Below are 23914 nucleotides of genomic sequence, written 5' to 3' on the forward strand. Positions count from 1 at the left end.
TATGGGACAAGCCGAGTTATATAATAAGCTCTCTGCTATCGTGCCGGATAATGCATTTAAACTTGATGAAAGAAGTGCACTGGATATTTTAAACTGGCTCAAAGAGTACGCCGCAATTATTCCTTTCGATCAAGAGAAAAAACAGTTCTGGGACAGTTTCTACTTTACCCAGGAAAATAGCCCTAAGCAATTAGCGGATCTTTACCAGAACGTTAATCAAGCGAATGGTCTTTTACCGGCACATCAAGCTTTTGTTTTGGCTTTTTTAAAACTGTTAGAAACACCCAAGGTATTATTTAATACCCTCCCGGCACGACACCGTAATCTTTATTACCGGGAATTATTAGGACTGAACCCCAAAAACGCTCAGGCGGATAGCGTTGCTATCGGCATTACCCTGAATACGAATAACACGGAATTTCTGGTCGCACAAGGCACGCTATTTGATGCCGGGCAAGATAGCGCCGGTAATCCGTTACACTATGCATCAAACACGGATTTACTGGCGAATCAGGGAGCATTAACCGACTTGCGTTGGTATCGAAAAAATAACGATGGTTGGCAATCGGCAATACCACTTAGCCTCTCAGATAACATTAAATTACCGAAAAACGGCATCCAGCTTTTTAGCCCAACAGCCAACGATACCCCGGTGCTATCCGGTTATCTGATTACCTCCTCTTTGTTTGCTATGCCCGCAGGAGAACGTCATATTACATTAACGCTGGAAAATGATTGGCAGGGTAAAGCTAAAAATATCACCGCTAAAATCAGCGCCAAAGATCACTGGTTATCGTTGTCGGTAAATCTTATCGACAAAAAGAATATCAAACTGGTTTTACTATCCACTGATGATCCTATCAGCCCGCCAGATAACCTTGACGGCATGACATTCGACGTACCGGTATTAAAATTAGGCACCATTCAACAACCCACTTTATCCAAAATTATCGGTATTAAAATCAATGTTAACGGCAACCGCAGTGTGCGCTATGCCTCTGATGACGGAACTGAACAAACAGATAAAACCAGTTTTCCCTTCGGCCAATTGCCATCGTTGGGTTCCGGTTTTAATCTGGTCGCCCCTGAATGGTATGGTTCTGAAAACGCGACGCTTACCTTGACGCCACAATGGGTTGGCTTGCCGACAAAGAGTTTTAAAGCGTGGTATAAAGGGTACACCCCTGAACCCGATAACAGCGTATTTAAAGTACAGGGTTATTTAGTCACACCTCAGGAAAAAAAGACCATTGATGGCCTCCAGTCATTATTTGGCGGAACCGATGCACCACAAGGACAAAGCCTGACATTTACCTTACCGGCAATGAACTACCCTGTTGCAGACAGTCCATCCCCCAATGACTGGCCCGCGTCAGTACGCATAGAATTGGCGGGGCAGGATTTTATGCATGCGCAATACCGGCAAGATCCGACCGGTAAAAATTTACCCTACACTCCGCAAATCAGTGCATTACAAGTTACATTTAACGCCACAATGAAAGCTGAACAATATGCCGTGTATCCTCTCACCCCTTTTGGTTGGGGAAATACGAACGCTGAAACGCCTTCATTCGCTAATGACGCACTCTATTTAGGCTTCACCAATGTGTCACCGGGACAAACCTTATCCCTATACTGGCAATTGGTCGGTATTCAAGAACTTGCGCTATTCTGGTCTTATCTGAATCAACAAAACACCTGGCAACCATTAAACCAACTGGTTCACGATCAAACTCACAACCTGTTTGACCGGGGGACATGGAGTACGCTGTTGCCACAGGACGCATCAAATCAGGCAGCCTTGATGCCGATAGGGCGATATTGGCTGAAAGCGGAGATAATTCAGCAGACCGCCCCTGAGAATTACCCAAAAATGCAAGGCATACTGTATAACGCCACCACGGCCACACTAATCAACGCAGAAACTGTTGAAAATGATCACTTTATCAATGGATTGGCCGCCGACAGCATTAAACAGACCGTCAGCGCGTCCGACGCCATCCGTCATGTGACGCAACCCTGGGCATCCTGGAACGGTCGTCCGAAAGAAACAGAACCCGCGTTTCTCGCGCGAATTCCACCTCGGTTGTCCCATCGTAACCGTGCTTTAAGTTGGGATAACATTGTCACGCTACTGAAAGAGCATTTCATCAGCATATTTGATGTCAAATATCCCGACGCCAATAAATTAACTAGAATCCCGGCACCGAAAGAACAACAACTGATTGTGATCCCTAACAGCCGTTACAAAGATAACGATGATGCGCTGCGCCCAATGCTCAACGCTGCCCGGCTGACAGAAATGGCCAAATGGTTAAGCCAGTTAAGCAGTCCCTGGGCCACGCTTAAAATTGACAATCCCAGCTACACTAACGTGCTGATCAGTTATGAACTGGTGTTTGCTGCGGGGATTAATCCCGATTTTGGTCATCATCAGTTACAGCAAGAACTCAGCCGGAAATATATGCCGTGGGCAGAAGACGCTGCAATTAGTGTAACCACCGGTAATCGCATTGATTACTACCCGTTATTAGCCACGATTCAACAGTCGTCTCTAGTTGAACGAGTCACCAGCTTAACGTTGAAAAAATCCACCCAAACCACAGAAGCAGTGGGTGACAGTGTAGAAGCTGGTGATAATGAAGTGCTGATTTTAGTTTGGTCAAAAAAGAATCCATCAAATAGAGGAGCTGACCATGAATAATCAAGACGCCCTGTTTTCCATCGTTAAAGACAATATTGCCTTTGATACTTTACTCACTCAAGCTAAGACGGTGATTGAGCAACAATCCGGCCAACTTTGGAGCAATACAGGTGAAAGCGATCCCGGTATAACTTTATTAGAAGCCTGTTGTTATGGCGCGTCTGATTTGGCCTATCGCCTCTCGCTGCCTCTCATCGATCTCCTTACCCCTGAACAGCAAGAACAGACACCGGGCGACGGCATTTTTCCACAAGAATTTGGCCCACAACAAATGCTGACCTGCGGCCCAATTACCGCGGAAGATTATCGCCGGGCCTTATTGGATTTGCATAGCAGCGATAATATTAACAACAAAAGTGAAGGTTATTTTTTCTTTAACGATGTACAGCTCGTTCGTGAACCTGAGAATCAACGCTATGAATACTGGTATAACAAAGAAAAACGTGAATACAGTTTCACTCAAACTCCAAACAGTCAACAGTTGACACTAAGAGGAAACTACTGGCTTTATTTACTCCCGAACCGGGAAACTCAGGCTGACAATACACTGGCTCAACAAAATCTGGCCACTTTCTTAAAAAACAACCGTAATCTGGGGGAATCTGTCAGTAAAATTATCTGGCTACAACCGACGGATTTCTTATTACAGCTTGATATTGAACTAAATGATGATGTTAAAGATACCGCTGACATCTTTGCCAAAGTCTATATGACAACAGAACAGACGGTATTAGCAAAACCATTACGTTATACCACCCAAGCCATGAAAGAATCAGGTTACAGTAATGAAGAAATATTTGCCGGACCCTATTTACATCACGGCTGGATACCTGAATTACCCACAGCCAAAGATTACACCACGGCTACAGAATTAAAACTCAGTCACTTGGTTAATCGCTTATTGGCTATCCCAGGGATACAAAATATTACCCGGTTAGCATTAGATAACCACGATAACAACATTTCCCCGCTGTCAAATGACAATTGGTCTTGGACAATCGCTCAGGGCTATTACCCCAGATTATGGGGTAATGATCCATTAAGCTTAATAACTTCACCAACAAGCCCGCTCATTATTACTGCCAAAGGGGGAATAAAAGTCTCCATTTCTAAGCAAGATATAGAAAATAAGATCATTAAAGCGCCATTAATTGAAACACAGCCAGAGTTATTAAACTGGGGAAAACATCGTAAGATCCTGAACTACTATCCGGTCAGCAATAAATTGCCGGCTTGCTATGGATTACAAACCTACGCCGAGACCCAACAACAAATCCACTTGCATCAATTTATGCTGCCTTTTGAACAAATGCTAGCTAATGGCTGCGCTGAACTTGCCATCTTGCCGAAACTGTTAGCCTTTAAACAACGGGGAAATGCGGTATATGGCGCACAATGGCCTTTTAAAGACAATACTGTTGGTTATAAAGTCCACCAGCAAATCATGCCTAATTTAATCAAACAGCTAAATAATGATGCCCAAATCAATAATGATGACGGTATGCATTGGCAAAACTATGCAAAAGAATTGTTAATCCTGAATTATTTGCTGGAGTATTTTGGTACCCATCGCGCAGCCAGGCCACTTACCATAGACTTTCTGGATTTTCTCTCTACTCAACGTGGTTATTTAGCACAGCAACCCGAATTAACCTATCAACGTAATAATATCCGTATTGATCAAGTGTCAGCACTACAAAAACGGATTGCCGCCCGTATTGGTCTGGGAGGAGAATGTTTCAAAGAAAAACCCAACTTGGCTAATCTACCTTTCTATCTAATTGAACATCGTCAGCTATTACCGGTCAAACCTGACAATAAATTCGATAGTGAACAGAAGCCCGATAAGCTGGAAATAAAAAGCGTACCCAATTCTAAAAACCAACAATTAATCATTACCCAAAATGGGACAACGGGCCAGCTATTGCATGGTCAGGTCATTAACTTGATTATTATTGAGGGTGACAGAGAATTTACACTACGAGGCCAAATGATTACCGATATTACGGGAGATACCTTCTCGCTTGACACTCTCAATAGCACTGATTTAGAGCGCAATCTAAATCGAGTAGAACAAGCATTTGAGCAAGGTAATTTACGCTGGCGCAATAGCCCAGTATGGATGGAAGATATGGATTATCAACTGGTTTATGCCAGTGACACATATCAAACTGGCGCAAGAGATGAACGCTGGATCACCTCTAGCACCCAAAGCCCCTTTCCCGCCATGATCGATGTGAATGACGAAATTACGCTGAAATATATTATTTCACCCGATGAGTCATCCACAAAAATATTGGCTAATAGTAATTCTCCCACCGATTATCAGCTTAAAGCACGCGTAGTCCAATTCGACCGAATTAAGGGCTGGATATTAATTAAAAAAATATCAGGGCAACAATATGATTTCCCAAAATCAGAAGACGCATGGCGTTATCGTTGGTACTTTTCCAATGAAAAATACGCATTGGCTGACCGCTTTTCATTTATAGTCAGTGTAGTGATTAATCGTCAGCTTATTGAGAATGATAAGATCGACCCTTATAAACTGGAGGCGTGGGTAAAAGTGGAGATCTTAGCTGAATTCCCGGCACATCTTTCCATGATTTTCCATTGGCTATCACCGGAACAATTCAATAATTTTGCTGATACTTATAAGCGTTGGCAAAACAATGGCGCGCCTCTGGGTGATGAAGCCTATAATATTTTAGAAACCTTAACGTTAGGGCGTTTACCTTCAGCGGCAACCGGTACGGGTAATATGCGAATTGCCACCGAACAGCAAAGAATAGAGGTAATTGGTGAGTCAGGTACCGAATGGAATGAAAAGGTAATAAAAGACAATCAGTTATTATATGTTCCAAAAATCTAACCTAAGATTATATAGCACCACAAAAATAGTCATCAATTTCATTGTTAAATAAAATATCCTCTCTGATTGCCATTTTGTGATGTGGCAGTATTTAAATGATATTTGAAAAAAATCAATCAATATTATATACAAGGTAATTAAAATGGAAAAAGAATATAATCTATCCAATATAGAAAACACCAATCCTGAATCAATAGGACCTTCAGTAGATGCATTAAAAAATCGCTTTAAAGAAGGCAGTATCCCCCTACAAACTGATTATTCAGACCTGATTAATATTGCTGATATCGGTCGCCAGGCAGTTGGTAAAGCACCCAATCAAATCGATAATCCAAATTCAGGCTTAGTGCTGAATAATGATAGTGGATTAGCCGTAAAGGTTAACACTAGCGGCGGTTTACAAGCGGATAAAGATGGTGTCAGTGTAAAAATCAAGGATAAAAGCCTATTAGCTGATAATAACGGATTATCAGTAAATTATGGCAAAGGGTTACAACTTGATAAAGATAATGACAATAAGCTTACAATCAATAGTCATGACGGTATTGAAATAGTTGCCGGAGGTGTAAAAGTTAAAGCTGGGAATGGTATCACGGTTAATTCAAGCGGCGTCAGTATTGATCCTAACACAGTACTCCCTAAGGGAGTAATCGTGATGTTTTCTGGCAATAGTGCTCCTACCGGATGGGCTTTTTGTGATGGCAACAACGGAACGCCAGATTTAAGAAATCGCTTTATCATGTGTGGTGAAACCATTTCTGAGACAGGAAAAAGCAATAGTAAAGCAAATGGTAATGGCAACGAAAAAAACTTTTCCCAAAGTACAACATCAACGACGGTTTCTGTTAGTGTTACTGTGCAAAATACGACATTAACAGAACAACAAATACCTGCTCATAAACATATTGGTGGTATGGCATATTCTAATATCCACGGAATACAATATGATTCTGTGCAGACTCCCCAAAATAAATATCAAATAAATGTCAATGATAGATCACCAATATGGGCAAATCCACTATCCGCTAAAGATTACCATTTCTACACATCAAATACAGGAGGAGGACAAGGACATAATCACCCAGCAACAACACAGGTAGATCCCGCATCACATAACCATAGTGTTGATATTATTCCGCCCTATTTTTTATTAGCTTTTATTATGAAACTTTAATTCCATTCCACGCAGATAAATTTAAATATTCTATACCCTATGGATTTCAAGATGCATCGCGACGGCAAGAGAGTGAATCCCCGGGAGCATAGATAACTATGTGACCGGGGTGAGCGAGTGCAGCCAACAAAGAGGCAACTTGAAAGATAACAGGTATATTACTTTCTCATTACAAAGGATACATTAATATGCCTTGGGAGCCAAATTTATTAAACCGGATTACCATTAATATTTCAGCTAATAATCAAAAGGTAGCTAAAAGTGTATTACATGGATCCCTGCTTAATCAAGCCAATATAAACAATTTATTTAATACATTCTTTACTCAATATCCCATTAATCAGGATATCTATTTAGAAACATTAACTCTGGATCTTGGTGAAATAAATTTACATAATTTCAATTCACTATTCCCTGTAAGACTTAATATTGCACTAAATAAAGCATTAAACCAATATCAAATTAATAATCAGGAGAGAAAAATATTCCTAATAAAATCACAATCACAATCACAATCACAATCACAATCACAATCACAAGAAATAACCAACAAACCTTATTTATTATATGTCAATAACTCAATTAATATTGAAGTTTTCATTCATTATTTAAATCAAAAAAACTCCGCATTCAATTTAGTAGAGATTAAAAATAATCATAAAAATATTGATATCAATATTCAACAATTAATTAATCAATTAGCTGGAATAGAAGATAAATGGGCTTTGTTTTTAGCAAAAAGCTGTTTATCTGAACCAAGTCTGCAACGGTTATTAGCGCTCAAGCAACCCGCCTTATTAAGCGCTATTAACAACAGACTATCCGAAGGAGTAAACAGATCACAATATTTGGGGGAGCCTGTCTCCCCCGGAAAACTGATACTCAATGCGTTGCAATATATACAGCTAAATAATACACAGGAGATACCTAAACTGGATGCGAAAGTGCTATCACATATCACCTCTGAATTAGATAACGGTACACTTAATGCAACATCTATTATTACGTTATTTCGCCAGATTATTACTGACAAGATTCCATTAAATAATTGGTTAAAACAGATCTGGCAAACTATTACTGTTGCAAAATTTAGTAAAAAATATCTATCAGCTAAAGAATATCAATATTTATCTGAGCATTTTATTTCAGACCATGCAGATAAAGATAAATCTAGCAAGAAATTAGCCGTAACTCATGTTGATATTAAAAATGTTCATAGATATAAATATTCAATAAATCAGGAGACAATATCAGAGAACCAGAAAATATTTTCAGCATCGAATAACCTACATATTACAGGAAATAACGCTAACCCATTACAGACTACCAATAAAGCACGCGATAAATCGGTTTTATTATCCGAACAAACTCTTCCCTATCAGGTAAATAATGCGGGGATATTGGTTTTATGGCCGATGCTACCCGCATTATTTAATCAACTTGGCTTACTTGAAGAACAAAGATTTATTCATCATCAAGCCCAATTCAATGCGGTTAATTTCCTTAATTATCTGATTTTTGGAGATAAAGAAGTACAGATAAAACAAAATATATTGAATAACGTTCTGTGTGGATTAATGGCTGACGAAGTGATTGAATTAGCCCCCACTGAACCAGAAAAACAATTGATCATAGATCAATGGCTAGATGCCGTTATCAGCCAACTTCCCGGCTGGAAAAAATTAACCCGCAATGACGCTCGGCAACTGTTTTTACAACGGCCCGGTCAGTTACTAATAGACGAAAAGGAAATCAAAATCACGGTACAACATCAACCGTTTGATATTCTGTTAGCCGATTGGCCGTGGCCATTAAATATCGCCAAACTTCCCTGGCTGGATTGCCCTTTAAATATTGACTGGAAAAACATTTAGAAGGTTTATATGGACTACCTACTGACAAATACCCCCTGTATTGTGGCTGAATTACACTGGATTTATCCCCATTTGGAACGTATCGATCTACTATTACAGCAATACTATTATAAAAAGAGCGACCAGTACGATTCATTACCGGAAAGTTTTTTATTGACCGAAGATGAAGTCGAACAATGTTTAATATCACCGCAAGGAGTTCCTCATTGGTTAACTAAAGTAAATAATCCTATTTGTTATCCAGAAATTAAGGAAAACCCTTCCCTTGATGCATTATCATTGTTGGTCGAACGTTTTGAACTGACTGAATTTGAGCGTGATGTTTTATTATTAGGTTTATTACCCCATTTTGACAGTCGGTATCATGCGTTATTTGCCGCGCTAAATGGCAATAGTAAAAAACAGTGGCCCAATTTCGCATTGGCGATTGAGTTATTTAGCCAACACCAAAATGACTGGCAATTACTACAAAACAGCTTTTTACCGCAAACACCGTTAATCAATAACCAACTATTACGGCTTAATAATCACGAAGAAGTTATTTGGCTACAAACACAATTCTTAACTCATAACGCTATCTGGCATTTTTTATCGGGACAACGAACACTTTTACCACCTTTGATAAGCTATGCTAATTGGCATACTCCCGCCTCACATAATTGGTATCCACAAACTCTTTATCATTCACTGGAAAAGATATTATTGAATGAAACCGATAAAATACGTCCATTGGTCATACTCAGAGGAAAAGAAGGCAGCGCCAGAGAATTAGCGGTCAGTAATATTATGGCATATCATGGTATTCATACCTTAATCCTTGATTTAGCCTGCCTGCCCGATGAAGAAAACAGTGTCAAAATATCCAGCTTATTAGCGGATGTAATACGGGAAATTCGGTTACATGATGCCTGTTTATTAATCCGCAAATTCTCTTTGCTTGCAGCGGAAAAGAAAATATTACACCCCGAATTATCTATTTTACTGAATCAGCCAAAATTACGCGTGGTTTGCCTGGTAGAATCGGGAAATGGATTAGCTTGGCTTAAACATCTACCAATGGTGCAAATTGACATGCCAGTAATGACTTTAGCAGAGAGAAAAACAATGCTGAAAGCAAGTTTACCGGAGAATGTCGCTCAGGAAATCAATATTACTCAGCTCTGTCAGCGCTTTTCCTTTACCGCGGAAACATTACCGCTCATTCTTGCAGAAGCTCATCAATATCAAATAATTCGGCAACCAGAAGATCAAATAAAAGAAATAGACCTGCGTAAGGCATTAAGTTTTCGCGCCCAACAGAATTTCGGTAAATTAGCCCAACGCATAACCCCAAAACTCAGTTTCAATGATTTAGTGGTTTCAGAAACATTAGCGCAACAGTTAAAAGAAATTATCGCTGCCATTCATTACCGTGACCAGATTCTAAGCGCAGGATTTCAGGAAAAAATCAGTTACGGTACCGGTATTAGTGCATTATTTTACGGTGAATCAGGTACCGGCAAAACGATGGCTGCTGAGGTCATTGCTGGTTATCTTGGGGTTGATTTGATTAAAGTGGATCTCTCTACCGTGGTAAATAAATATATTGGTGAAACGGAAAAAAATATCTCTCGTATTTTCGATCTGGCCGAAGCGGATTCCGGGGTGCTGTTTTTCGATGAAGCGGATGCTTTATTTGGTAAACGCAGTGAAACCAAAGACGCTCAAGACAGACATGCTAATATTGAAGTTTCTTATTTATTACAACGTCTAGAGAATTATCCGGGGTTAGTGATTTTAGCCACCAATAACCGCAGCCATTTGGACAGCGCGTTTAATCGCCGCTTTACCTTTATTACCCGTTTTACTTATCCCGATGAAGCATTACGTAAGAAAATGTGGCAAAAAATTTGGCCTGAACAACTGACATTATCCGATGAAATTGATTTTGAACATCTGGCTAAAAGATCTGATTTAACCGGAGCGAATATCAGAAATATCGCCTTATTATCATCCATATTGGCAGCAAATGACAATATTGGACAGATTGAAAATAAATATATAGAACGTGCCGTGATACTTGAATTAAATAAAACTGGCCGATTGGCATTTTAAAAATTAAATAGAATTGGAGTCAATATGACAACTATAATTGCTTCTGACAATGCGATTATTGAGATTAATCAAGCATTAAATGATATTCTAATTAAATATTTAGACATTCCCGGTCAAAACATTGATATTCGTTTTGATCTACCCGAAATTAATTCCATTCAATCAGAACCGACAGTCAGTGTATTTCTTTATGAAATACATGAAGATCTACAATTACGCTCTGCCGAATCAAGACGTTATAATCCAGCAACCAATACATTATTACCGGGATGGGTAAATATTAACTGCAATTATTTAATGACTTACTGGGAGCCGAATAAACCATCGAACGACAGCGCCAGCCCGGACAGCCAGCCAGATAATCAGGCGGCACAAGTCATGACGCGTGTTTTAAGAGCATTGATTAACAATCGCCAATTAACCGGTATTCCCGGTGCTTATACCCGGGTTATTCCCCAACAGGAAAATTTAAATAGCTTAGGTAATTTTTGGCAGGCTCTTGGTAATCGCCCTCGCCTCTCTTTACTTTATTCCATTACTGTACCTATGAAACTGAAAAATATTGAAGACAATGTAATCCCAGTCAGTAAAATATCCGCTTCTGTGGATCAAAAACCCAGTCTGGATAATTCACAAATAAACCAAGCTTTAATAGATAAATTATGCGTGGAATTAGGCGGTACAGAAGATGTACGTCTTGCCCTTGCTAAAGTGAATCTGACAATTGAACCTGATACAGAAAATAATCAAAATCAGGAAAACGAAAACATTATTGTTAAAGTTTCGGGTATTACTAGCGTAACTTATTTACCACAAATAAAAGATACACTTACCAAATGGAAAAGCAGTCAAGAGGCTATTGTTAAGATAAATGGTGTCGGCATTGTTGTTTCTAAAGAAAATGCGGATAAGTTAATTGGGATTTAAAATTAATTTTTATACTAAAATAACAAACAATCATTCACCTAATAAATAATTATTTATTAAAATTAATTATTTTTAACATGTTTATTTGAGCTTTACATGTTATATACCCTATGTATTTCAAGATGCATCGCGGCGGCAAGGGAGCGAATCCCCGGGAGCATAGAGAACTATGTGACCGGGGTGAGAGAGTGCAGCCAACAAAGAAGCAACTTGAAAGATGACGGGTATAGAATTAATCCATTAATAATATAAATATCAATTGGTAATTCCATAAAAACAAAGTTTTCCCTAATATATTAAGGAGCAGCGATTATGCCTATATACAAAGACCAAGAAAAAATTGATGAATCTGATAAGAATAAATGGCTAAAAGATAATTCACAGCAACTCTTAGCTTATAATCAACTTCCTGACGATGATGATAATTATGATTCAGATGAAGACGAAGATGGCCCACTACCAGACGACATAATTTCTGGTCAATTTAAGACGTTAGAATATCACGCAGTAGCCAAAGCTATTAATGAAGCAATAGACCCAGAGGCATCTTTCATTTTATATCGTGGAATAAGCAGCAAAACAGCCTTCAACATGTATAAGAATAGTAGTGCTGGAGGAGAACCCGCCAATATTAATACCCCGCCTCCCACAATAGAAAATGTTCGCCAACAAGTCGGAAAAGGCGCATATTTGCCAGAGTTTTCAGTAGATGAAAGCGTATTTGATCGTTTCTCAAGGAACAGATATGGAGTAGTTGTTAAAATAAAATCAAAATATTTATCACCAGGTAGTGAAAGTGAATCAGGCTTTGTCGCAAATAAAGATGCGCCTATAGAAATTTTAAAAATATATGACAGGACATTTGGCAAGACTGAGAAATCTTTACCAAACGCATCATAATTCAGGATAAAAAACATCACCAGCTCTTAATAATTCTTGACGGAGCAACCAATAAATTCAAATAGTTAGATTACAAATTTAAAATATATTTATCACATCAACATAATAAATAGGTGATAACATGGAACACGAATATAGCGAAAAAGAGCAGAAAAAAAGACATCCATTATTACAGTCAAAAAATTCGGCTCATCATGAAAGCAGCTCATTAGGTTTAGAACTAGGGAGAGATTCTAATTCTGTGCCCCACACCGCTGCGGACAGCAAATATAGTAAATGGTTTACTTATGAAAATGATATAGAAGTTGAACTCTCTACAGAAAAAGTAAAAGAAATATTCTCAAATAAACAGCCTAAAATCATTATTGCTGGTGATGGTCATAATAAACCACCATTTCAATACGCAAAAAATATACCTGATGTTAATAGTAGTTTTGATGCTGGCACACTTCAACTTTATATTGAGGCAACAGATGAACAGATAAATAAAAATAAAGCAGAGTATATACCAAAAGATTTTATGGCAAAATCATGGCCATTCATGAATAAAAATAGGCGAGCTGAAATTGTTGGGTGGGAGGATTCAGCGTTATCCAACGCCATGAAGGAAATGTTTGATCTATCGATGACATCAATAAGTGAACCAACGAAGTTAACGGAAAAAGATATTGCTTCATTTTATGAATTCTATATGACTGCTATTCAGAGCTTTTTCCCTAATTTCGAAAAATTAGGTAATGAATTGAATGAAATTATGGAGAAAGCCGGCAGTAAAGGGGATCTGGAAAAAGTTGCGCCAGAAATGCTCCGTTTTACTTCTGGTACATGGCGCGATGAATATATCAACCCAACATTAGCAGAGAAAATCGCAAGGCATGCCGCTGAAAAAGAAAATCATACATTTGTTGTCTCCATAGGAGATGCCCACCTAAGTATTAACCCTATGCAAGAACATTTAAATAAAATGAGGGAAAAATATAATTTCAAACACCAAATTATATTTACCCGAGATAAGACCCCTATACTTTCCGATAAAATAAAAGGCGGTAAGAAAAATGGGTAGATATATAACTCACGGAGATGCTTTTGGGTTCAATTGGGATGCTAATACTAATGGAGTCAGAAGAAAAGACTTACGTGAAAAGCTATTTTTTAATGAAGACAAAGATGATAGAAAAGGAAGTTATTATAAAAGTAAGCCAATACATATCAAAGATGTCAGAAAAATGACCTATCAGGAGATGGAAGAAATTATTAATTCCCCGGATTATCATGTTATTTTAGGCTATTTTTTTAGTCGCAATGATCAGGCTTTGCGCTTTTATACCAATACAAATCCAGTAACAAGTTATGTTGATAATTAACCTGAACTTCGATTAAGAGGGAAATTCAAGACATCACAGTCCGCTCAGTTTCTTGCTTAATATTCATTCAATATAAAAGAAAGTATGCTATTATTCACCTATGAAGAAAAAAAACACACCAACGCCACATGACGCTATTTTCAAACAGTTTTTAAGTCATATTGATACGGCCAGAGACTTTCTGGAGATACATTTACCTGCGACATTACGGGCAGTTTGTGATCTGGATACATTGCAATTAGCATCAGGGTCGTTTATTGAAGACAATCTGCGTGCGCATTATTCCGACATTTTGTATTCACTGAAAACGGTGCAAGGTGACGGTTATGTGTACTGCGTGATCGAACACCAGAGTTCCCCGGACAAAATGATGGCATTTCGATTGATGCGCTATAGTATTTCAGCCATGCAACGGCATCTGGAGCAGGGACATGAAAAATTGCCGCTGGTCATTCCGGTGTTGTTCTATCACGGGAAAATACAGCCGTATCCCTGGAGTACCAATTGGCTAGACTGCTTCGATGATCCAGCTCTGGCGAAGGAGCTCTATTCCGGTCCATTCCCGTTGGTAGATGTGACGGTAATTCCGGATGATGAAATCCTGACGCATAAACGGGTCGCGCTACTGGAAATGGTACAAAAGCATATCTGGCAGCGTGATATGATGGGGTCACTGCAAAAACTGTCCATATTGCTGGCGTATGGTTACCATACGGAAGAGCAGCTAAAAAGCGTGCTAAACTACTTATTACAGGCGGGAGATACCGCCGATCCAGAGGGTTTTATCCGGCGACTGGCAGAGCAGTCCCCGAGGTATGAGGAGGTACTGATGACAATAGCGCAAAGATTGGAACATAAAGCACGTCAGGAAGGACGTCAAGAAGGACTCCAGGAAGGACACCAAGAAGGACGCCAAGAAGGGCGTCAGGAAGGACGTCTGGAGGCAACGTTAAAAATTGCTCATGCATTGCTGAACAGCGGAATCGATCATGAAACAGTGATGAAAACCACCGGTCTGAGTCAGAACGAACTTGAGCAAATACGCCACTAACTCGTGCTGGGAGTTCTTAATCAGTATTCAACGATTCGTGTTAAAAGAGAATCTTACGGTGACTGGCAAAACAGTCACCGAGGTATGAATCTCGACCGTGAAACGGTGATGGAAATCACCAAGGTGAACTTGAACAAACGTCTGACAAACTTACTATTGATACGTTATCGGCATAAAAATGCTTGAGTCAATGCACAAAACGCATAGAAGCGGCACATTTACATGCCAAACGAAAGTCTGGGTTTAAATCCACGTGCTTCTGAAATCGCTGTTCTCTCTTTTCACCCCAATAAGCATTCTAACTCATTTCACTAGCAATCATTTTCATGATTATATTTTTATTCAACAATTAATTTATCGTTGAAATTATTAAAGAATAAAACTACCTGTCAATGAAAAACCCCATAATCGCGTGATATTATTCAACATGAAAATCACACCTGTTATTTACTTTCATGTTTACAGAAAGTAATAAATTAACGCTGATACACAAAATCATCAAAACCCGCCACATCAATTAAAAATAAATATCATTATTAATTGATGCTACCGCTTAAAAATCCATTCTCTATAATCACTTCGCTTTATCAAATGTGATTTAAATAATCATTGAACACATTCTTTAATACGAACAAAGACCTCTATAAATCAGGTTATTGCGGTAGCTATACCCAATCGTTAGATGCTAAGGAAAACAAAGTAATAGATGTTTTTCTTATATTTCAAATATAAACAATCAAGGAAAAAATCATGTCTACAACTCCAGAACAAATTGCTGTTGAATATCCCATTCCTACTTACCGATTTGTTGTCTCGATCGGTGATGAGCAAATCCCTTTTAACAGCGTTTCTGGCCTCGATATTTCTCATGATGTCATAGAATACAAAGATGGTACCGGCAATTACTATAAAATGCCCGGTCAACGTCAGGCGATTAATATCTCACTGCGTAAAGGGGTATTCTCTGGCGATACTAAACTTTTTGACTGGATTAACTCTATTCAGCTTAATCAGGTTGAGAAAAAAGATATTTCAATCAGTTTAACCAACGAAGCCGGCACTGAAATTTTAATGACCTGGAGCGTGGCAAATGCCTTCCCAACCTCATTAATTTCTCCTTCTTTTGATGCCACCAGCAACGAAGTTGCCGTGCAGGAAATTACCCTGACCGCAGATCGAGTGACCATTCAAGCGGCTTAAGATTCATTTATCAAGCTGTCTACTCAGAATATTGCACAATAATTGGAGGCAACATGCCAACGGTACCAACCTATCCCGGCGTTTATATCGAAGAGGACGCCTCACCCGCACTCTCTGTTCAGTCCGGTGCAACAGCAGTACCTGTCTTTGCCGTCGCAAAAGACAATTCATTAATAACCGATGATTCTTATATTCGTGTTAACAGCTGGCTGGAATATCTTTCGCTCAAAGGGGGACAATTTACTGCCACCGATAAGCTTGATATCGCACTACGCGCTTATTTTATTAATGGCGGTGGATATGGCTATCTGGTTAAAACCGCAGAGTTAGAAAAACATGTGCCAAAACTCGATGATGTGACATTGCTGGTTGCTGCCGGAGAAGAAATCATCACTGCCGCAGACGCCCTTTGCAAATCTGGCAAAGGATTATTCGCCATTTTTGATGGTCCAATCGCTCAAATAACCCCAGACCAAAAACCCGATGACGTACTTAAACCCTATACCGCTACAGCCTATGGCGCAGTTTATTATCCCTGGCTGATCGCTGAATGGGGAGAAAATAAAGCCGCCATTGATATTCCACCCAGCGCCGTCATGGCCGGTATTTATGCCCGTGTCGATAACAACCGGGGTGTTTGGCAAGCGCCAGCAAATGTCGCTGTTCAAGGCGGATTGCAACCTAAATATCCGATGACTGACGACCTGCAAGGGAAATATAACCAGGGTAAAGCCCTAAATATGATCCGCACTTTTCCTAAGAGTGGGACGCTGGTCTGGGGCGCTCGCACACTTGAGGACAATGATCATTGGCGTTATATCCCGGTTCGCCGCCTGTTTAATAGCGCAGAACGGGATATTAAAAATGCCATGAGTTTCGCGGTCTTCGAACCCAATAGCCAACCCACTTGGAAAGCGGTCCACCGTGCTATCGATAACTATCTTCACACCCTCTGGCAGCAAGGCGGCTTGATGGGCAGCAAAGCTGAGCAGGCTTATTTTGTTCAAATCGGTAAAGACGTCACCATGACTGATGACGATATTAAGCAGGGCAAAATGATTGTCAAAGTGGGTCTGGCGGCGGTTCGTCCAGCCGAGTTTATTATCTTGCAGCTTACGCAGAATATCGCTCAATAACCGGAGGAAATATGCCAACAATACCAACTTTTCCTGGCGTCTATATTGAAGAAGACGCATCACTGGCACTTTCTGTTAGCCAGGGAAATACCGCAATACCCGTTTTTATTGGGCGTTTCTTACCGAAAAAAACCAGCGCAACACCTGAAATAACCCGCGTGAGTAGCTGGTTGGATTTTACTAACCTATTTAACGTAGGTTGTGTTAGATCAATAGCAATCACATCAACCGAACCCACGCCTCCCAAACCAGAACCGACTCCTCCTGAAAAACCTCAAACAGTCGAAGACGATGTATCAGTCAAAAACAACGAAGGAGTTGAAAACGATACAGAAGTTGCGGCCACGACACAGGCCACAACACCCAATGCAGATGAAACTCCTCCCGGCTACACTTACCAGGTCGCCGTTGATATCTACACAGTAAGCAGTGATGCTTTAAAACTTTATTTCCAAAATGGCGGCGGACCTTGTTATATCCTGCCAATTGCTGATACCAGCAAGGCTAACACGCTGGCATTAATCCCGGCGTTGATTGAGCAGGCTTTAGAAATCACGTTAATTGTCTGTCCTGAACAGGATGCTGATTATCAGAGCCAGATATATAACAACCTGACCCCTTCATTATTAAATAACGGCTATTTTCTTATCGCCGATAACCAAGATAAAGCAACCGCTATCAGCGCTAATGTCTCCTCACAAACTGCAACGTATTATCCCGCCGTGAAAGTCTCACAGCTGATGCAAACGGAAGAGGCTCTCGTCGCTGTTTCAGGCTATAAAGATGCCAATACAACCCCAGACAAAGTGACTAATCTGGTACAGCTCAAAGAGAAAAATCCCGATGTCTATCAGCAAGCGGTGATTGCAATACAGAACATAAGTAAAACGATTCCCGCCAGTGCAGTGATAGCCGGTGTCTACTGCGCCACCGATGCCAGCCGGGGTGTCTGGAAAGCACCCGCTAATGTTGCGCTGAGTGGGATTAGTGATGTAGCAGACCGGCTCACGGAAGATGAGCAAGGTACCATGAATCAAAATGGTATCAATGCGATCCGTTATTTCAGTAACAAAGGTTTTGTCGTCTGGGGTGCGCGTACTCTGCAAAATGATGATAACTGGCGCTACATTCCAGTTCGGCGTTTATTTAATGCGGCAGAACGGGATATCAAGCAAACCATGCAATTTGCCGTGTTTGAACCCAACAGCCAGCCCACCTGGGAACGCGTCCGCTCAGCGATTGATCACTATCTCCATCAACTCTGGCAGCAAGGGGCACTGGCCGGTAACAGCCCACAGGAAGCCTATTTTGTCCAGATTGGTCAAGGTGTCACCATGTCCGACGACGATATTAAGCAAGGCAAAATGGTGGTTAAAGTTGGCATGGCGGCGGTCCGTCCGGCTGAATTTATTATCCTGCAATTTTCGCAAAATGTAACACCGTAACCGTATGAGGCGCGGTTCGCCGCGCCTGTTCTAGTGAGGAACCGAGAATGGAAATAAAACAGCCCGGCGTCACCATCACGGAGAACCTGATATCCCAGCATCAAGATGAGGCATTTATCGGTGTACCGGTTTTTATCGGCTATACCCAACCGGCTAAAAACAATCATGCTAAAAAGAATCATGCTAAAAACAATCGCATTAGTGACAAAATCACCGTCAAGCTCCACAGCCTGACCGATTTTACCCTGTCATTTGGTGAATCAGGATTAACATACTATTCCGTGCGCCACTTTTTTGAAAACGGGGGTCAACAAGCCTATGTACTGTCGTTAGGATCGGATAAACCACGAGGCGATTTTCAATCATTGACTACCACCCTACAACAAGATTGGGTTAAACAAACGATTTCGGCACAGAGTGCTATCACGTTGATTGTGGTTCCCGATATTGTTTATCTGAATCAGATGGATGCTCCCGATTCAGAAATCGATCAACACGATAAGATTCTATTCTGGCAACAGTTTTGGCAATCAGTACTCAACCTTTGCAACAGCCGACGCGGCATCATGGGATTACTGGATGCCCCCGATGATCCCGCCCTGGCCGCTGAATGTTTAGCCCGGTTCTCTTCCAATGATCGGCAATGGGGTGCCGTATACTGGCCAAGGTTGAACAGTGCTTATCAGGAGCAAAATCAGCCTGTTGTACTTTCACCTACCGCCGCAGTGGCCGCCGTCATCCAGCGTAACGATAACCAAATGGTCGTCTGGCATGCCCCCGCGAACGTTGCGTTAGCCAAAGTCATCAACCCGATACGCTCTTATATTGAAGCTGATGACCTGTTTAATCAGAACGGCACTTCGTTGAATCTGGTTCGCAGCTTCCCCGGCAAAGGGACAAAGATCTGGGGATGTCGCACGCTGGACAATACGCCCGGTTCTCCCTGGCGTTATATCCAGACGCGCCGTCTGGTTTCTTATATCGAAGCCCATATGACTCAACTGGGCCGGGCCTTTGTGTTTGAACCCAATAACGCCATCACCTGGATGAAGTTTAAAGGTCAGGCTTACAACTGGTTACGTCAGTTATGGCTAAACGGTGGACTGCGCGGTACGCAGGAAGATCAGGCATTTGAGGTGTTACTGGGGATTGACGAGTCGATGAGCGAAGCAGATCCACGGGCCGGGAAAATGATCATGAAGATCAGGCTGGCACTGTTAATTCCGGCGGAATTTATTGAGCTGAATCTGACATTTGATACCCGCACCGGGATCAGCCATTAAACAGGGACAAAATATGAACAATTTATACACCCCGTCGGTATCACACCGTTTTATCGCCAGTTTTCTGTTTAACAATATCCCCAGCCCACTCGACATTGCCTTTCAACGGATATCTGGCCTCAGCCGTGAGTTGCAAACTAGCCAACATAGTCAGGGGGGAGAAAACGCCAGAAATACCTGGCTGGCCGAGAAGATCCAGCATGGCAGTCTGGTACTGGAGCGCGGCGTTATGACCGTTACGCCACTCACTCTGACGTTTGACCGCGTCCTGCGTGGTGAGAAAGCCGTGTATGCCGATGTGGTTATCATTCTACTGAATGAACATTCAATTCCCGTGGCAAGCTGGACGCTAAGTAACGCTCTGCCAGTCCATTGGTCTACCGGGGATTTTGATGCCAATAGCAATACGGTGCTAGTCAATACCTTGGAGTTACGTTATCAGGATATGCGCTGGTTAGGAGTGAAAGCATGACCGTAGAAATTAAGGAGCTGATTATTCAGGCTAAAGTGACCGATTCAGCCAGTCACTCCAGCACACCACGCACACTGGCGCAGGAAGCGCTGGATAACGCCCAACTGATTGAAAAGGTGAAACAAGCCGTGTTAGATACCTTGCGTGAAACAGGAGGCCATTATGAGCTTAATTGAACGCAGCCTGTCCAAACTCACCCTCACCGCTTTCAAGGACCGCGAGGGGAAAATCTCGGTAGGCAGTTTGCAAGCCATGTATAACCCCGATGCCATCCAGCTCGACTACCAAACCCGTTATCAGCAAGATGAAAGCATTAACAGTGCCAGTCAAAGCAGCCGCTATGTATTATCCCAACCGGCGGGTCTGTCATTAGTTCTGTTATTTGATGCCACCATGCCCGGCAACAACACCGCAGTAGAAACGCAGCTGGCAATTTTGAAAGCCCTGTGTGCCGTGGATGCCAGTACCAACGTTCCCCACTTTCTTAAAATTAAATGGGGCAAAATGCGTTGGGAAAACAAAGGCTATTTTGCTTGCCGCGCCAGTGGCCTTAGCATCGGTTACACCCTGTTTGACCGAGATGCCACGCCATTGCGGGCCAGCGCTACCTTATCCCTAGTGGCAGATGAAAGCTTTGTGATTCAAGCCACCGAGCAACAGTTAAAATCACCACCCGTCACCGCAGTCAATGTAACCGATATGCTCTCCCTGCCGTTGATCGCCTTAGGTGCCGGCGCTTCTTTGGCTGGGGGTATTGATTATCTCTCGCTGGCCTGGCAAAACGGTCTGGATAATCTTGATGACTTCACCCCCGGGCAAACACTGCAAGCGCAGGGGGAAGCATGAAGATACCCGCAATAATCATCAAAATAGGGGGTAAAGCCCTCAGTCAATTTACGGTTATCAGTCTGACAATTAACCATCAAATCAATGGCATCCCCTCGGCTAACATCACGCTGGGGATCGCCGGTGATGCCAGCCATATTTTTGACGCCAAAGCGCAAGCTGAACTGGTAAGCTGCCGTCCGAATCATGAGCTTAGCGTGCAGATCGAAAAAAACGTGGTGTTTAAGGGGATCATCGTTCGGCAAACATTGGGGCTTAAAGGTCAGGACAACCTCATTACCCTAACCGCTAAACACTCGTTACAAAAATTAACTCACAACTTCCATTCGCAGCTGTTCAACAAACAAAGTGATGAGGCAATTCTCAAAAAACTATTCAGTCAGGCTGGTATCCCTGTCACGATAAAACCAGCCCCTCAGCTTAAAACGGTGCACGAGCAAATGGTGCAATTCCGCTGTAATGACTGGACGTTTCTAAAAAATCGGCTGCTCGCGACCCATACCTGGCTGCTGCCCGGCAACGATAGCGTGACGCTGGTCACCCCGGAATCCCTGAATCGGTCAACCGTGCATACTCTCCACCAGCGAGCCAACCCTCAGGATGCGGTGTTATTTGAAGCGAATCTGCAATGGGATAACCAACGCAGTCCCAAAACCGTGAGTGTGCAATCCTGGGATATCGCCCAACAAAAACTGTCTCCAGCCCATCAGGCAAAAAGCAGTGGTCTGGGTCGCAATCAACTTGCCACAGATAGTCTGACATCATTGACCAACCAAGCATGGCAATGGGCTTTCAGCTATCCATTGGACAATGAACAGGCCAAACAGCTTGCTCAAGGTATCCTGAATAACCGCCGAAGTCACAACGTCTCCGGTAATTTTGAAGTCGAAGGCGATAACCGTTATCAAACGGGGGATGTGCTGGCGTTAAGCGGCTTTGGTCAGGGGATGGATGGTCAGGCGATTATCACCGGTGTCAGTCAGACCCTCAATCAACGGCAAGGCTGGCGTACCCGGCTAACGCTGGGGCTATTACCGGAAACAGAGCAAGTTGTACCACCGGTTAAAGAGCTGCATGTCGGGATCGTGGAAAAATACCAAAAAGATAACCAGTCGCTGGGGCGTATTCCGGTCAAAATCCCGGCGTTAAACTTAACCAACGGCACCCTTTTTGCCCGGCTGGGTAAACCTTATGCCAGCCACGAAAGTGGTTTCTGCTTCTACCCTGAAGCGGGAGATGAGGTGATTATCGGCTTCTTTGAAGGTGATCCACGCTTCCCGGTGATATTAGGCTCGATGCACAATCCTAAAAACAAAGCGCCATTAGAACCGAGTGAAAAAAATCCGGTGAAAACCTTAGTGATTAAACAGGGAGAAAATCAGCAAGCATTACTCTTTAATCATAAAGATAAAACACTCGCATTGAATAGCGGAAAACATACCTTATCTCTGCAACAGGATAAAGATATCACGCTTAATTCCGCTAAGAATCTTATTACCCATGCTCAGGAAATTAAAATAGAGGCGCAAAAATCTCTGTCCGCCTCCGGTAAATCCGGCGTAGATATTAAAGGTGCGAAGATTAACTTAACCCAATAATAAGGTCATGAGATGACAAACAAAGCACTAGCCAATAAAGCATCAGCCGATAAAGTATTAGCCGACATTTACGGTCGGGGTTGGGCCTTTCCGCCGCAATTTTCTATTAAAGATAGTACGTATAAAGATAGTACGTATAAAGATAGTACGTATAAAGATAGCACGCATCCTGAAATAGCAACCGGCGTCACCATGGCGGAAGGGGCCGAAAATGTCCGCCAAAATATGAAAATTCTTTTTCTCACCGAACCCGGTGAACGAATTATGCGAGAAAATTATGGCTGCGGCCTGAATGATTATCTGTTTGCCAATATTCGTGACGAAATGATGGCAGAAATTCAAACCCGGATTGAAGAACGGGTATTGCGTTATGAACCCCGCGCCGATATCAGCGAAATCCAGGTGAACCAGAGAACCGACCTGCCCAATACCCTGCATATTCAGGTCACCTACACGCTGAGAGGCAGCGAAATCAGCCAGCAGATTGAAGGCGTCCTCGAAGTGAATGAAGGCCGGGTACAGGTGAGTTTATGAGCAAACAACTGGTGGTGGATGGCGATTTCTTGCTGTTCGAACCATTATTTGGCAACCGGCAAGTCACCATTCTGGGGCTGGCAACCATCCGCGGTAGCGGACACGCCCAAATCCAGGGCAAAAAGATCGTTATGATCGGTGATGAAAAAAAGGTGCAATTTCAGGCGCAATATATTACTCCCAGCCACCCGGTGCCCGGCATGGGGATGGTCACCATTGCTCAATTAAATGCCAGTCAACAAGTCAACTTTTGCCGCAGCCCTGCCACGGTAATTGTTGTCGGGCAACAATTTATCGCCCGATTTACCCCAACCCAACCCGCTAATAATCCATCGAGTGGCCCGGATGTAACGGTCCCCAGCATGGGTAAAGGCCGGTTTATTGCCAGTCAATATGCGGTCACTGCCGGGTAAATAACCTCTTCAACTTTATTTTAAATA

General features: G+C 42.0%; 22 protein-coding genes. All 22 read left to right on the forward strand.

Annotated elements, in window-relative coordinates:
* Nucleotide 1: 1 nt before the first annotated feature.
* The 22 genes from AACQ38_RS07420 (at nt 2) to AACQ38_RS07525 (ending at nt 23887) form a co-directional block, all read left to right on the forward strand.
* Nucleotides 2–2704 (forward strand): hypothetical protein, encoded by a 2703-nt coding sequence (locus AACQ38_RS07420; protein ID WP_165577801.1) that lies wholly within the window; start codon nt 2–4, stop codon nt 2702–2704.
* Nucleotides 2697–5576: a hypothetical protein gene (locus AACQ38_RS07425; RefSeq protein WP_165577802.1), complete on the forward strand. Its 2880-nt coding sequence runs from the start codon at nt 2697–2699 to the stop codon at nt 5574–5576. The genes AACQ38_RS07420 and AACQ38_RS07425 overlap by 8 nt, the downstream gene beginning before the upstream one ends.
* A gap of 142 nt (nt 5577–5718) precedes the next feature.
* Nucleotides 5719–6750: a tail fiber protein gene (locus tag AACQ38_RS07430; protein WP_165577803.1), complete on the forward strand. Its 1032-nt coding sequence runs from the start codon at nt 5719–5721 to the stop codon at nt 6748–6750.
* 188 nt (nt 6751–6938) lie between these two features.
* A complete protein-coding gene (locus AACQ38_RS07435) occupies nt 6939–8624 on the forward strand; it encodes a contractile injection system tape measure protein (RefSeq protein ID WP_165577804.1) in 1686 nt (561 codons plus the stop codon).
* Between the two features lie 9 nt (nt 8625–8633).
* Nucleotides 8634–10718 (forward strand): ATP-binding protein, encoded by a 2085-nt coding sequence (locus AACQ38_RS07440; RefSeq protein ID WP_165577805.1) that lies wholly within the window; start codon nt 8634–8636, stop codon nt 10716–10718.
* Nucleotides 10719–10742: 24 nt separating this feature from the next.
* Nucleotides 10743–11645, forward strand: a complete 903-nt coding sequence (locus AACQ38_RS07445) for a DUF4255 domain-containing protein (protein WP_165577806.1) — start codon at nt 10743–10745, stop codon at nt 11643–11645.
* Between the two features lie 96 nt (nt 11646–11741).
* Nucleotides 11742–11897, forward strand: coding sequence for a hypothetical protein (locus AACQ38_RS07450; protein ID WP_165577807.1), 156 nt, complete (start codon nt 11742–11744; stop codon nt 11895–11897).
* A gap of 60 nt (nt 11898–11957) precedes the next feature.
* Nucleotides 11958–12545: a DUF4765 family protein gene (locus tag AACQ38_RS07455; RefSeq protein WP_165577808.1), complete on the forward strand. Its 588-nt coding sequence runs from the start codon at nt 11958–11960 to the stop codon at nt 12543–12545.
* A 121-nt stretch (nt 12546–12666) separates the two neighbouring features.
* Nucleotides 12667–13608, forward strand: coding sequence for a hypothetical protein (locus AACQ38_RS07460; RefSeq protein ID WP_165577809.1), 942 nt, complete (start codon nt 12667–12669; stop codon nt 13606–13608).
* A complete protein-coding gene (locus AACQ38_RS07465; RefSeq protein ID WP_165577810.1) occupies nt 13601–13909 on the forward strand; it encodes a hypothetical protein in 309 nt (102 codons plus the stop codon). The genes AACQ38_RS07460 and AACQ38_RS07465 overlap by 8 nt, the downstream gene beginning before the upstream one ends.
* Nucleotides 13910–14009: 100 nt before the next feature.
* Nucleotides 14010–14960, forward strand: a complete 951-nt coding sequence (locus AACQ38_RS07470; RefSeq protein ID WP_165577811.1) for an Rpn family recombination-promoting nuclease/putative transposase — start codon at nt 14010–14012, stop codon at nt 14958–14960.
* Nucleotides 14961–14963: 3 nt separating this feature from the next.
* Nucleotides 14964–15146, forward strand: coding sequence for a hypothetical protein (locus AACQ38_RS07475; RefSeq protein ID WP_165577812.1), 183 nt, complete (start codon nt 14964–14966; stop codon nt 15144–15146).
* A 564-nt stretch (nt 15147–15710) separates the two neighbouring features.
* Nucleotides 15711–16160: a phage tail protein gene (locus AACQ38_RS07480; protein ID WP_011145954.1), complete on the forward strand. Its 450-nt coding sequence runs from the start codon at nt 15711–15713 to the stop codon at nt 16158–16160.
* 53 nt (nt 16161–16213) lie between these two features.
* A complete protein-coding gene (locus AACQ38_RS07485) occupies nt 16214–17296 on the forward strand; it encodes a phage tail sheath family protein (RefSeq protein WP_011145953.1) in 1083 nt (360 codons plus the stop codon).
* 11 nt (nt 17297–17307) lie between these two features.
* Nucleotides 17308–18741, forward strand: coding sequence for a phage tail sheath family protein (locus AACQ38_RS07490; RefSeq protein WP_165577813.1), 1434 nt, complete (start codon nt 17308–17310; stop codon nt 18739–18741).
* A 47-nt stretch (nt 18742–18788) separates the two neighbouring features.
* Nucleotides 18789–20024 (forward strand): phage tail sheath family protein, encoded by a 1236-nt coding sequence (locus tag AACQ38_RS07495; RefSeq protein ID WP_165577814.1) that lies wholly within the window; start codon nt 18789–18791, stop codon nt 20022–20024.
* A 13-nt stretch (nt 20025–20037) separates the two neighbouring features.
* Complete coding sequence (locus AACQ38_RS07500; RefSeq protein WP_149617225.1) at nt 20038–20496, forward strand: phage tail protein; 459 nt, start codon at nt 20038–20040, stop codon at nt 20494–20496.
* The gene (locus AACQ38_RS07505) at nt 20493–20672 is read left to right on the forward strand and encodes a DUF5908 family protein (RefSeq protein ID WP_165577815.1); all 180 of its coding nucleotides are present in this window, start codon (nt 20493–20495) and stop codon (nt 20670–20672) included. Before AACQ38_RS07500 ends, AACQ38_RS07505 begins: the two co-directional genes overlap by 4 nt.
* Nucleotides 20659–21342 (forward strand): CIS tube protein, encoded by a 684-nt coding sequence (locus AACQ38_RS07510; RefSeq protein WP_165577816.1) that lies wholly within the window; start codon nt 20659–20661, stop codon nt 21340–21342. Before AACQ38_RS07505 ends, AACQ38_RS07510 begins: the two co-directional genes overlap by 14 nt.
* Entirely contained in the window at nt 21339–22940 is a 1602-nt protein-coding gene (locus AACQ38_RS07515) for a phage baseplate assembly protein V (protein ID WP_165577817.1), read from the forward strand. Before AACQ38_RS07510 ends, AACQ38_RS07515 begins: the two co-directional genes overlap by 4 nt.
* A 12-nt stretch (nt 22941–22952) precedes the next feature.
* A complete protein-coding gene (locus AACQ38_RS07520; RefSeq protein WP_165577818.1) occupies nt 22953–23474 on the forward strand; it encodes a GPW/gp25 family protein in 522 nt (173 codons plus the stop codon).
* Nucleotides 23471–23887, forward strand: a complete 417-nt coding sequence (locus AACQ38_RS07525) for a hypothetical protein (protein WP_011145945.1) — start codon at nt 23471–23473, stop codon at nt 23885–23887. Before AACQ38_RS07520 ends, AACQ38_RS07525 begins: the two co-directional genes overlap by 4 nt.
* The last annotated feature ends 27 nt before the right edge of the window (nt 23888–23914 follow it).

Origin of the sequence: Photorhabdus sp. RW14-46 (assembly GCF_963887965.1) — a bacterium.
GTDB lineage: Bacteria > Pseudomonadota > Gammaproteobacteria > Enterobacterales > Enterobacteriaceae > Photorhabdus > Photorhabdus laumondii.